The organism is Formosa sp. A9 (assembly GCF_051200825.1).
GTDB lineage: Bacteria > Bacteroidota > Bacteroidia > Flavobacteriales > Flavobacteriaceae > Formosa.
In genome coordinates, this window is record NZ_CP195158.1 from 3,230,102 (window position 1) to 3,243,384 (window position 13,283).

At 38.0% G+C, this 13,283-nt stretch carries 10 protein-coding genes; all 10 read right to left on the bottom strand.

Annotated features, from left to right (window positions below; translation table 11 throughout):
* Window positions 1-70 precede the first annotated feature (70 nt).
* The 10 genes from ACR9EA_RS14215 to ACR9EA_RS14260 all read right to left on the bottom strand — a co-directional run bounded on the left by ACR9EA_RS14215 (window position 71) and on the right by ACR9EA_RS14260 (window position 13,246).
* Window positions 71-1,021, bottom strand: coding sequence for an aldo/keto reductase (locus tag ACR9EA_RS14215; protein ID WP_435134432.1), 951 nt, complete (start codon window positions 1,019-1,021; stop codon window positions 71-73).
* Between the two features lie 122 nt (window positions 1,022-1,143).
* Window positions 1,144-2,334 (bottom strand): ATP-binding protein, encoded by a 1,191-nt coding sequence (locus ACR9EA_RS14220; RefSeq protein WP_435134435.1) that lies wholly within the window; start codon window positions 2,332-2,334, stop codon window positions 1,144-1,146.
* A 105-nt stretch (window positions 2,335-2,439) separates the two neighbouring features.
* Window positions 2,440-4,008 carry a protein adenylyltransferase SelO gene (locus ACR9EA_RS14225; protein WP_435134438.1) on the bottom strand — a complete coding sequence of 523 codons (1,569 nt, stop codon included), beginning with the start codon at window positions 4,006-4,008 and terminating at the stop codon, window positions 2,440-2,442.
* A gap of 158 nt (window positions 4,009-4,166) precedes the next feature.
* The gene (msrA, locus tag ACR9EA_RS14230; RefSeq protein WP_435134441.1) at window positions 4,167-4,706 is read right to left on the bottom strand and encodes a peptide-methionine (S)-S-oxide reductase MsrA; all 540 of its coding nucleotides are present in this window, start codon (window positions 4,704-4,706) and stop codon (window positions 4,167-4,169) included.
* Window positions 4,696-5,151, bottom strand: a complete 456-nt coding sequence (msrB, locus tag ACR9EA_RS14235) for a peptide-methionine (R)-S-oxide reductase MsrB (protein WP_435134444.1) — start codon at window positions 5,149-5,151, stop codon at window positions 4,696-4,698. Before msrB ends, msrA begins: the two co-directional genes overlap by 11 nt.
* Window positions 5,152-5,221: 70 nt before the next feature.
* Window positions 5,222-6,745: an alpha-amylase family glycosyl hydrolase gene (locus ACR9EA_RS14240; RefSeq protein WP_435134447.1), complete on the bottom strand. Its 1,524-nt coding sequence runs from the start codon at window positions 6,743-6,745 to the stop codon at window positions 5,222-5,224.
* Between the two features lie 68 nt (window positions 6,746-6,813).
* On the bottom strand, window positions 6,814-8,490 hold the full coding sequence (locus ACR9EA_RS14245; RefSeq protein WP_435134450.1) for an alpha-amylase family glycosyl hydrolase: 1,677 nt from the start codon (window positions 8,488-8,490) through the stop codon (window positions 6,814-6,816).
* A 1-nt stretch (window position 8,491) separates the two neighbouring features.
* Window positions 8,492-10,387: an alpha-amylase family protein gene (locus tag ACR9EA_RS14250; protein WP_435134453.1), complete on the bottom strand. Its 1,896-nt coding sequence runs from the start codon at window positions 10,385-10,387 to the stop codon at window positions 8,492-8,494.
* 24 nt (window positions 10,388-10,411) lie between these two features.
* On the bottom strand, window positions 10,412-11,347 hold the full coding sequence (locus ACR9EA_RS14255; protein ID WP_435134456.1) for an alpha/beta hydrolase: 936 nt from the start codon (window positions 11,345-11,347) through the stop codon (window positions 10,412-10,414).
* A gap of 3 nt (window positions 11,348-11,350) precedes the next feature.
* Window positions 11,351-13,246: a glycoside hydrolase family 13 protein gene (locus tag ACR9EA_RS14260; protein WP_435134459.1), complete on the bottom strand. Its 1,896-nt coding sequence runs from the start codon at window positions 13,244-13,246 to the stop codon at window positions 11,351-11,353.
* Window positions 13,247-13,283 lie beyond the last annotated feature (37 nt).

A 13,283-nucleotide genomic window follows, 5' to 3' on the forward strand; every position in this document is an offset into this window, starting at 1 on the left:
TTAAGCCAGAAGTAAATGTTGGCTTAACGCTAAACAATTAAAAATTGACGTAATAAATTTTAAATAAGCGCTACTGCCAATGTAGTTCGCTGCGTTCGCTCCAATAGGCGTTGGATTTACAAGCCATTGTTTTTAATTGCTGAATTTCGGTTGGATTTAAATGAAATGATAAGGCCTTTAAATTATCTTGAAGCTGTTGCGTGGTTAATGCACCGCTTAACACAAAATCTGGTTGTAAACTATCAATTATAAAACGAATGGCCACAGCATCTACACCAACTTTATATTTTTTAGACAGCGTTTTTAAAACGCCATACATATCTAAATAATGCGAAAAAACATCATTTGGAAACACCCGACCATTTGCCATTGCTTCTTTTACTATTACTGTTTTTTGCATGTCTAGCAGTTGTTTCAAAATAGCGAAAGTCGATTGTTCGAATACATTATAAGTTACCTGAAAACTATCGAAAACCGCTTCATTATCAACTTCAATTTCTAAAGCTTTTTCAATAATTTCGGATTGCTGTGCGCCACTTGTAGTAATCCCTATTTTTAAACCCGTCTCCTTTTTAATTTCGAGTAATTGCCGATGAACTGTTTTGTTTTCAAAAATCCCACTGTCTAAAGTCGCTGAATGTACTTGGTACAGTTTCAACTGTGGTAGTAACTGTTTAGAGGTTTGCCATTGTTCTAATAATTTAGCTGAAGAATGTTCTTTAATTTCGTGTTTACCCGCATAACCTAACTCCCAATTTGCCATATAGGTATAACCCCATTTGGTACTCAAAAACACATCTTGATGCTGGCGCGACGTCTGCCAATCGATTAAAAACGATTCACCTTTTCCGTAAGACGGCGCCGTATCGAACATACGAATGCCACTGCTATATGCATTGTCTAAAACCCGCATGGCATTCTCCCGAAATGCGGTTTCAGACTGATTGATATTTTCCTTTTTAATATTGATGTATTCTGGACGACCAATAGCCGCAAGGCCTAATCCTAGTTGTGTTTTCATGTGTTGGGTTTCTGGTTTTCAAAGTTACAAAGAAGCCAAGATTCTAAGTCGCAAAGATTCAAAAGAAAATTTGAAAATTTAGCTGCATGAATTCAATCTAGAAACAAAACTCGAAATAAATTCTAATACATAAAACCAAAAAGCCACACCGGAATCATATTTCCAAAACCTATTTCTATGTTGTCTTTTGCAACAAAAGCATTAGCTGTGTTGCCAATTTGTTTTTTAGTTTTGTTTTTTCCTCCTATTTCAAAAGTGTAGGTATTATCAATTAAAAAATCAGCAGTTTCAGATCGGTTAATAACATGCAATCCTTTAAATTGATTTAAGAAAAAAGTTTCCCTAACGTTCCCTATGTTACTGTTTTCTTTTGCGAGTGCATACATTAAATTGGTATTATTTAGATACAGTTTTTCGGGTTTCGTTAAAGCTCCAATACCTGAAGCATCTTTATAAAGTTCGTTAACTAAACCTGCACGTTCTAGAATTTTTAAACTTTGCACTAACATGTTTCTCGAAACCCCTACTTTTTCGCTCAACTTGGTAATATTGGGCGTAAACGGGGCACTCGAAGCCACACTGATTAACAACTTTTTTAATTTTACCAGCGTTTCATATTGCAAATATTCAACCGCATTTATATCAATTTCTATAATGAGATTGATGGTATTTTGCAATTTCTGATAATACTGATCTTCATTTTCTTTATAATAAGGATACGCACCAATTTTCAAATATTTCGCGAACAAAGGCAAAGGCTTTATATTTTCTAAAAGTTGAGCTGCAATGGTATTATGCTGCTCTAAAATTTCTAATAACGTATAAGGCTGAAGTGTTTTTTGTGTTTCGAAAGTGATAAACTCTCTAAAGGATAACTCTTTTAAATAATACGTGATGGCTCTTCGGCTTAAATCGGATTCCGATTTGTAAATTTCGAGCATAGAAGACGACGTAAATATTACATTAAGCTCAGGAAAATTATCATAAATCAGCTTAATTTCTCTAGACCAATTGGGATATTTATGCACTTCGTCCAGCAACAAGTGTGTGCCTCCAAACTGCGTGAACTGCTTTGCTAAATCGTACAATTTATTATCAAAAAAATAAATATGATCCAAACTCACGTAAAGACTCGATTGGAGTGGCAAATACAACTTAGCAACTTGCAAAAGCAAAGTCGTTTTTCCAGAACCTCGTGCGCCTTTAACAGCAATCAACCTGTTGTTTAAATCTATTTGATTAACCAGATAACGCTGTATATCTAATGAAATCGCTGTGATTTTAAACTGAAATTCTAATAACAAATCCTCCATAACTGCTCATTATAAAAAGCAAAAATACTCAAAATTGTTAACTACATAAAGCATATTGTGTCAAAAATGCTTTATCTAGTTAACAATTAACAACTATTCAAAAGTCTATGAACTACAAGACAACATCGAACAACCTACTTTGTGTCGTGCCCATTCGGGGCGTTTGGCAAACCATTTTTCATATTTTGGTTGCTCGTCGTAAGGCTGTTTTAGTAGTTGATATAATTCGTCTATCAAACTGTAATCACTTTTTTCGGCAGCATCTATAGCGAGTTGCGCCATGTAATTTCGAAGCACATATTTGGGATTAACGCTGTTCATAAATGTAGCGCGCTCGGCATCGGAAATGAGTTCCTGCTGAAGGCGTTTTGCATATTGTTGAAACCAAGCATTCCATTTTTCGGCAATCTCTATGTTTAATTCTGACTGATAAAATGCATCTTGAATAATTTGCAGACCGTTTCCGGATTTATCCTTTTCAAATTTCGCGAGGTTTCTAAAAAAGATTGTCATATCGGTTTCCGTTAACAACAAACAATCTTCCAGATTTTGAATCAATTGTAAATCGTCATCTAATTCTGTTTGTAATCCTAATTTCGACCGCATCATCTGTAAAGATTGTGTTTCGAAATCAGTTTTATAGTCATCCAAAACAGTTTGTAATCCATCTGCTTCTTCTATCAACAGATACAAAGCATTAGCCAACTGATACAGATTCCACAACCCAATATTAGGCTGATTGCCGTAACGATATCTTTTATGCTGACTATCGGTGGTGTTTGGAGTCCATCCAAAATCAAAACCTTCCAACCAACCGTAAGGTCCGTAATCGATGGTCAATCCTAAAATAGACATGTTATCGGTATTCATTACGCCATGCACAAAACCAACACGTTGCCATTCGATAATTAGTTTTAATGTACGCTCAGAAACCGCTTTAAAAAACTGAACATAAGTCGCCTTTGAAAGCGTGCCTAACTCTGGATAAAACTGATTAATCGTATAATCGACTAAAGTTTTTAATGTTGCTACATCTTGTCTAGCCGCAAAAATTTCAAAATTCCCAAAACGCAAAAAACTAGGTGCCACACGACATACCACGGCACCTTTTTCGTAAGCCGCGTTGCCGTTATACAACATATCCCGCAACACCTGATCGCCTGTTAAAGCCAAAGACAGCGCGCGCGTGGTTGGCACTCCTAAATGGTACATGGATTCACTACACAAATACTCACGAATAGACGATCGTAGAACAGCTAAACCATCAGCCGTTCTAGAATACGGTGTTTCGCCAGCACCTTTAAGTTGTAGTGCCCAATGGTGCTCTTTATATGTAATTTCGGTAAGATTTATGGCGCGTCCATCGCCTAATTGTCCTGCCCAGTTTCCAAACTGATGTCCGCCGTAACACATAGCATAGGGGCGCGTATTGGGGAGCACTGCATTACCTGTAAACACCTTTAGAAATTCCTCCGACTCACTTTCAGCTTTTGAAATACCGAGCGTCTCCAACATGTCATCAGACACATGTAATAATTCAGGATTACTTGTTGCTTTAGGGCTTACGTACGAAAAACAGGATTCTGTAACCTGTCGCCGCGTATTTTCCGCAATCGGATCGGCGGGCAAATTCGCTGTAAAGGTATCGTTTATATGGTTTTTAAAAGTTTTCAAAATTTAAATTGGATTGTACATTATTGAATTTTAACAGCTACCTTTCAGCTTATTGGAGTAATCTAATTTGGTTAGTTTCGGATTAGAAACGGTTATCATAGTTGTTGAGATTCTGTGTCAAGCACAGAATGACAAACTAATTAGCTTCTTAAGTAGCCTCATTTCAATTTATCGGCGTGCATCTGTCGTAATTTCTGCAATTTTGGATTAATAACGACACTGCAATAGCCCTGTGTTTTATTATTCTCGTAATAATTTTGATGATATTCCTCGGCTTCAAAAAATTTATCTAGCTGACTGATTTCAGTAACAATTTCATCATCAAAATACGGATTCAATTTTTCAATAACGTGCTCGGCAATTGCTTTTTGAGCTTCATTATGATAAAAAATTACAGAACGATACTGTGTACCTACATCGGCACCTTGGCGATTTAATGTTGTTGGGTCGTGACTAGTAAAAAACACCGTTAATATCGTTTCAAAAGAAATACTATTAGCATCAAATGTAATTTGAACCACTTCGGCATGCCCTGTTAACCCCGAACAGATTTCACGATACGTTGGCACTCCTGGCACCGTTCCGCCAGAATATCCAGAAACTACTTTTTCAACGCCTTTCAGCTGTAAAAACACAGCTTCCACACACCAAAAACATCCGCCACCCACGGTAGCCACTTCTATTTGTTTACCCTTCATTTTCCTTTTCTAAAATTATAGATTCCGAATTTACACAATACCGTAACCCACTGGGTTCTGGTCCGTCTGGAAATACATGTCCTAAATGAGCATCGCAGGTATTACACATAATTTCTACCCGCACCATACCAAAACTGGAATCTTTTTCGTATTTAATTGCATTTGGTGTTATAGGTTGTGTAAAACTAGGCCAACCCGAACTGGAATTGAATTTTATAATAGAATCGAATAATGGCGTTCCGCAACATACACAGCTGTACTTACCTGAATCGAAAGCCGAACATAAAGCCCCAGAATGTGGTGCTTCGGTACCTTTTTGCCTTGTAATTCTAAACTGTTCTGGTGTTAATTGTGCCTGCCAGTCTTTATCCGATTTTTCAATGCGCTTTTCAGGCTGCGGATTGCCATTAACCGCAAAATCGATAATGTGTTTCCATGTTAGCATACATTCTTTTTTTAGGACTATTATTTAGTCGGATTGCGTTTACAAAACTAACTGTATTCTGACTTTCTCTCTATTTTCTGATAAGAATTTTATATTCCCAAGGCTTTAAATGTACCGTCCCATTTTCCATCTTAAAATCGGTGTTAGCCATATAATCTAAATACGATGCCTTCATGATTTGAAAGCTTTGGGGCTGCGAAGAAAAATTCCCTAAAAATGCGATACTATTTTTACCTTTATTTCGCGTAACGTACAACACGTTATCATTCCCTGTATCGAACTTTAAAGATGATGCCTTTTTCTTCCCGCCATTTAAAGCTGGATTAGTAGCTTTTAACTGCCCTAGTTTTTCTAGTACAGCCCACATTTTCCCTGAAGTTCTACCAATAGAATCTTTCTCAAAAAACTTTAAACGGTGATCTAAATCGTATTCCTGCCCCGAATAAATTAATGGCATGCCAGGAACAATATAACTGTACGCCAGCATTAATTCAGACGCATCGCCCATGCGCTCTGTAACCGTACCGTTCCATGAATTCTCGTCGTGATTGGTAACAAAGTTCATTAAAATATCGTCAGACTCATAATCGGAAAACAACTTGGTTTCATAGTTTTCCCAGTCGGTTATTTTCTTTTTACCCTGAGCAATATCATTCATTAAAGCATGGCCTTTCCAGGCATACACCATATCGAATAAATTAGCTTTCAACAATTCTGGCTCTTCTGCTTCGGCAAGCATAAACAACGGTTTTTCCTGGCGTAATTCTGGAATAGCAATTTCCCAGAAATCCAAGGGAACAGATCCCGCCACATCGCATCTAAACCCATCAACGCCTTCTTGGGTCACCCAATACTTCATATCGGCAATCATCGCTTTCCGCATATCGGGGTTGTCGTAATTCAAGTCGGCAACATCGGCCCAACCCGCAAGAGTGCCATCATTATTTAGAGCTTCCGAAATTTCTCCAGACTTATCTTTGGTATAATAGTCTGGATGTTCTGTAATCCACTTATGATCCCACCCTGTGTGATTAGGCACCCAATCCAGGATAACATACATATTGTTGTTGTGAGCCGTGGTAACCAGATTTTTAAAATCCTGTAAGGTTCCGAATTCTGGATTTATTGCGGTATAATCGGAAACCGCATAGTAACTCCCCAGCATTTTAGCACGTTCTTTAGGATCTTCAATCTCACTTGCAAATCCGCCACCTGTTGCTTTTCTTTTCGTTTCAGAAATTGGAAAAACCGGCATCAACCAGATAATTTTTACACCTAGAGCTTTTAATTTTGGAATATCTGCGGTAAACGTATTAAATGTACCTTCTGAAGAATACTGCCGAATGTTAGCTTCATAAATGACAGCATTTTCCATCATAGCATCCGATACCGGAGCAATTTCGTTGGTCGATGCTACGACATAGGGTTTATCTTGATCGACATTAATGCTTGTCGTATCAGCTTCAATTCCTGAAGCCCCAACAGGTGCTTCTTCAGAATGAATACCATCTAATTCTGGAGTTGTCTTACGGGTTTCGTTTTTACAAGCCACTAAGAATAGCATTGCGCTTGCGAACACATAAATTCTTTTCATTTTGGGTGGTTTTTATTTAAATTATTCTGTAAAATATTACAGCAATAACACCCTAAATTTATGCATTTTTAACGAGCTATTTCTAAAAGCACCGTATCGAATTCTGAATTTACACTAACCTTTCCATTCTCAACAATAAAGGACTGTCCGGAGTAAGCATCGCGAACCATAGTGCCTTCTGAAAAAATATTAGACACAGGAATATCTTTTACGCCCACATTCAAATCTAAAGCGACAACAACCGCATCTTTAAAAGCGCCTTGCTCTAAAGTTCGGGCAAACACATAAGGTGCTTCTGAAAGCATTTTATGTCTACCCGCACCAATAGCTGGATGCGTGGCTCTAAATTTCCCCAATGTCTGCCAATGCCCCAAAACCTCTTGAGTTTTCGAATCGGTTTTAATGGCATCCCAATTCATAAAAGAACGCAAATTAGCATCGCCAACCGCATTTTTAACCTCTAGTATTCTTGCTGATTCGTCTCCGTAATAAATTTGGGCAGCTCCAGGAGATAACAGTAAAAACTCTGCCGTTTCCTTAGTTTTTTCGCGTTTAGCATCGAACGGCTGACCATCGTCATGAGAGCTTAAATAATTTAACACACTATAACCGTTTAAATTACCATGAAGTAATGAATCGTACTTTTTAAACAGGTTTTCTTTACTTAATTGCGAGGCATCCCATTTAAATTCAAAATTGATTAGACTTTGAAAGGCTTTATCGAAATAGTCTACTTTTTTATCACCAAAATCGAACGCATGACCAGCGCTAATACCATAGTTATAAACCTCACCAACCAAATAGAAGGAATTATCGTCTAGAACTTTATCAGGATTATTTAATTTGAAATTTGCAAAAGCGTCATCACACACAGTTTTAAATTCCTGCCACACATACGGCTCGGTGTGTTTAACCGTATCTACACGAAAACCATCTATACCGAATTCAATAATATAATCTGATAACCATTTCATGATATAAAACCGAGTCGCTCTAGGGTATCCCGTCTTCTCGAAAAAGGTATTTAACGATGATATTTCCTTATCGTATCGCCCTTCTTGTTTCCACTTTTCAACAAGTTGGGGAGGTAATTCTACATTATCATTACCCTCTGTTTTTATATCTGGTAAATTTTCTACCAATGTACAGGTTACAGTGCTATCAAAATCGGTGTAGTCGCAGGCAGGACCTGTTCGCACCCAATCGTCTGGCCAAACAGGATCCTTATCCGTTACTGGCCCAGTGTGATTAACAACAGCATCCAACACAATACGAATGCCGTGTTTATGAGCGACTTCTACCAAACGATGTAAATCGGCTTTTGTCCCAAAATTCGGATCTAAATTCGTCCAGTCTTTCGTCCAGTAGCCATGAAAACCATAAGTTAACCCCGTCCCTTCATCGGTTCCGCCATGAATTTGCTCCACGATCGGTGTCATCCAAATGGCATTAACTCCTAAATCGGAGAAATATCCGTCTTCAATTTTCTGAATCACGCCTTTAATATCTCCACCTTCAAACCCGCGAAGTACTCCTGTGTTTTTATTTCGACCAAAATTAACATCGTTAAGAGGGTCTCCATTGTTAAACCTATCGGTTAATAAAAAGTAAATGGTAGCAGCATCCCAAACAAAAGGCACTTTTACCTCCTTCGCAGGCGTTTCAACAACACTTTGTTTTGATTTATTTTGACATCCTAAAAGCATAATTCCTGAAATTAAAACGGAGAGTACTGTTCGCTTCATGTTACTGTAATTTAAAAATAAAAGACTCCAACGGTCGTACAGATATTTTCGCCATAGCCCCCTGTTTTGAAACCGCTAATGTAGTCGTGTAATTATTGTACAATAAATCGTTTAACACATATTCTCCGTGCTTTAAGCCCCACGCTTCAACAATATGGGGCGGCAATTTAAATACAAATTCGGTGCCATAATGGGCATCAAAATTATTAACAATCAAAAGTTTTTCGTTATCACTCCAGCGGACAAAAGAAAATTGCTTCAGGCCGTAATGCTCGGTGTGATCTGTATTATAGGAATGCGTCTCGGCGTAATGCCCCATAAGCGCATCGCTGGAAATGGTTATATTTAACAAACGTTTATAAAAATCTCTTAACTCCAATTCTTCTGAGGTAGACTGGCCGCCATCAAACTGTTTATTATTCACCCAACGTCGCAGAGTTGGCACACTACCATAATCGAAAATAGATGTTCTTGTAGGATCGCCAAAACCTAAATCTTCGGCTGCGGGTTCGCCCAATTCTTGTCCGAAATAAATTAAAGTTGGCGATGTGCTAATGGTTGCCGACACCACCATTCCAGGCTTAGCCGTATTAGGATGACCTAAAAAATCTGGACTGGCAATACGCTGTTCGTCGTGATTTTCTAGAAAATGTAGCATGTGATGTTCGATATCGCTCAATTCATTTTGAATCGGCACGATATAATCTGTTTTTCCATAGCCTTGCATAATATGCTTCAAGGTATCGTAAAGCTGTACCTTATCGTACAGATAATCCATTTTTCCTTTTTTGATATAATCGCGATACAAACTCGGATTGTACACTTCGGCTAAAAGGAAGGCCTCTGGATTTTTCATTTTGATGGATGAATTCATATAACTCCAGAATTCTACTGGCACCATTTCGGCCATATCGTAACGGAAGCCATCCACACCTTTATCTAGCCAATACAAGGCAATATCTTTAAATTTCACCCAAGAATCTGGAATGGTTTTATCCTTCCAAAACTCGAAATGTTTTTGATAATTTTCATTTTCAAAACCGTCTGGCAAACGATCAAAATCGTATTGACCATCTGGCGACACACCATAATTTATTTTTACTGTTTCGTACCAATCGTTAGCATCGGGTTGCGATAATCGCGAACCATTTCCAGTCCATTTGGCGGGATTTTCATCGAATTTCCCATCGGCTAAAGCATGTTTATCGCCTCCTAAAGGCTGATAACCATGATGCCATTCCGGTAATTTAAATGCTTCACCCGGATTGTAATAAAAATTATTATTGACGTGATAGGTTACCGTTGTATCATCGTCTTCCCCAAAACTTGTTACGCCTTTTGGATTGGTAATGCTCTTATAATTTCGCGCCACATGATTCGGCACGATATCGATGACTACTTTTAAACCGGCTTTGTGCGTTCGTGTAATTAAAGCTTCGAATTCATCTAGACGTTTCGAAACATCTTCGGCCAAATCGGGGTTTACATTGTAATAATCCTTTACAGCATATGGCGATCCGGCGCGACCTTTCACCACATCGGGATCGTCGTTAGAAATTCCGAATTCGGTATAATCGGTAATCACATCGTGATGTGGCACACCCGTATACCAGACATGCGTTACCCCTAAATCTTTTATTTCTTGCAATGCTATTGACGTAAAATCGTTGAATTTCCCAACCCCATTATCTTCAATGGTTCCCCAAGGCTTATTGGTTTGGTTTGTATTTCCGAACAAGCGTGTAAACACTTGGTAAACGACTTCTTTTCTTCGCAATGTATCTATTACTTCTGTGGTGTCTGAATTCATAGATTCTGTTTTTTTAGGTTCTTTTTCACAACTTAAAAATACAAATAATATGAGCGAAACAGACAGTTTACAAACTTTAAACGTCATCGGAAATTTAATTTTAGGTTATTATTAAGACTTAAGTAAAAAGGTGATGGGAATATCTAAGCGTTTTTGCCAAGACAACTCGGAATGGTCTGTTCCTTCAAACTTTAAATTTTTAAAATTAGAATCGTCGTACCCTCCCTTCCTGAACAGCTGATTTACCGAATCTTCGAACGCGGGATAATATTTATCTAAGGTTTCAGTTCCAAAATCGAAATATAACTTATGCGTTTTGGGATTTGGCATATTGGCTTTTATATAGTCAAAAAAAGCCTTTGGAAATCCGAGTGACTTTTCGGGATCGCCTCCTGGCCAATGCGTTGAAATGCAAGCCGCGCCTCCAAAAATTTCCGGATATTGGCAAATGGCATACCAAGACATCAGCCCACCCATACTCGACCCTGCCACAAATGTGTTCTCACGATCTGGGTACGTGGCATATTCCTTATCTATAAACGGTTTTATTTCCGTAACAATACATTTTAAATAATCGTCGCCTTTAAGTTTAAAATCAGGATTATCGTTTTTAGCATACGATAAAAACTCCGCTTTAGCATTGGTATTTAAATAAGTTATGGCCTGCTGCGGAAACAGATCGCCATATCTTAAATTGGGGATATTATGAATCCCGACTACAATAAAATCTTTTATTTTTTTTGATTTCATCAAATCCGAAGCTACCTCGTCGACTTTCCATTCCTGTTTATTCCAAGTGGTGGTACTATCAAACAACATTTGTCCGTCGTGCATGTACAACACCGCATATTGTTTATTTTTGGAATACCCATTTGGCAACCAGATATCTACTGCACGAGGTGTAATATATTTTGAAGGAAATTTGGCGATTCTATAGACTGTTCCAGATGAAATTTGCGCATAAGGCAATTCCAAAGCTTCAATATTTTGAGCCTTTAAATTTATGCTAAAAAACATTACTAAAATGAATAACCATAAGCGTCCCATACCCTATTTTTTAGTAGTTAGTACCAGTGGCCCTTTAGCTGCTAATGTTAGCGTTTTCCCCCATTGCATCGTTTTTCCTGAAACAATATCTTTCAAGGTTTCCCCTTCTAATCCTAATTCGCTGTAATGCGACAAATCGAGCGTGATAGGGGTTTCGTTTTTATTTAAAATGAGCACTACGGTTTCATCTCCCGAAATTCTACACAATACATACACGCCGTTTTCTGGTGCAAAATGCAAGACTTTCCCTTTAATTATCGCGTCGCTTTCTTTGCGATAATTCAATACTTTATTTACAAATTGCTGCATATCGGTTTGGTCTTTTGTTAAGCCTTCACCAGAAAATGCATTTACCGTGTCACCTTTCCAACCCCCAGGGAAATCAGTTCTGATTAAACCGTGATCGTGTGGTTTTGCGGTGTTTTGCATTAAAATTTCGGTACCGTAATACATTTGTGGAATTCGCGGCATTAAAAACATATACGCCAAAGCCATTTTAGTATTGACCACGTTTTCTTTTAACTGAGTAAACACGCGATCCATGTCGTGATTGTCTGGAAAAATGAGGATGTTCTCTGGATTGGTATACCCAAAATCGTTAGCCAAACCTTCATACATTTTTACAAAACCCGTTCCCCAGGTTTCATCTTCGTTTAAAGCCGTTACGATGGTTTCTTGCATCGGGAAATCCATAGTCGATTTTAAATGCGATTCGTAACCATCCTTATTTGGCGTGCCCGTTTGCCAATAACGAACCAACAATGGGTTGACGCTCCACTCTTCACCAACTAAGCTGAAATTTGGATATTCATTCATAATAGCACCTGCCCAATCGCTCATGAAATTTTTATCGGGATACGGATAAGTGTCCTGACGAATGCCTCCTAATTCCAAAGTTTCAATCCACCAGATATTATTTTGAATGATATAATTCGCTATAAACGGATTACGCTGATTTAAATCGGGCATCGAAGGCACAAACCAGCCTTCGGTCATTTCTTTTTTATCGATTTTTGAAGCGTACAAATCTTGGTTTATAGTGCGTCTGTGATTGGAATTTTTCAATTCACCTTTGCTTTCAAAAATCGTTTGCTGATTCACCCAATCTGTAAACGGTAAATCTTCCATCCACCAATGTTCACTTCCGCAGTGATTCGCCACCATATCCATGACTAATTTCAAACCATGCTCGTACATTTCGTGCGATAATTCTTGATATTCTTCCAAAGTTCCGAAACGCGGATCCACTTGGTAAAAATCGGTAATCGCATAGCCGTGATACGAGGATTCTGGCATGTCGTTAGTCAACATCGGTGTTGGCCAGATGGTTGTAAATCCAAGTCTGTGAATATAATCCAGATTATCGATAATTCCGCGAATATCACCACCATGGCGACCGTAATCGTTGCTTCTGTCCAACACTTTTTCGTTCATAGTTTTTTCAACATCATTACTTGTATCACCATTCGCAAAACGATCTGGAGTAATTAGATAAATCGCATCCGAACTATTAAAACCCACATAAGTATCTGCTGCTTTGGCACGGGATTTCAACTCGTATGCATATTGTATTTTCTTTCCTTTTTTCGGTTTAAAAACAATATTGAAAGTACCTGGTTTTGCCGTTTTTTCAATTTTTAAATCGATGAACACATAGTTTGGACTATCGGCTTTATGAACCTCAACTATAGACACGCCTTCATAATCGATACTCGGTACCGCCGTACCAATATTATTACCATGAACCAATAATTGTAAATTCTGATTATTGAATCCAACCCACCAATTTGGCGGCTCTACACGATCGATTTGCGCATGAATTGTTAGCGACAACAACAAAACAACTACTGTAAAAATGGCTGTTTTATGTGGTTGAAATGACTTTGTTTTTGCGTTCATAAGGCGATGTTTTTAAATTATTTTGAAGGTACAGTAT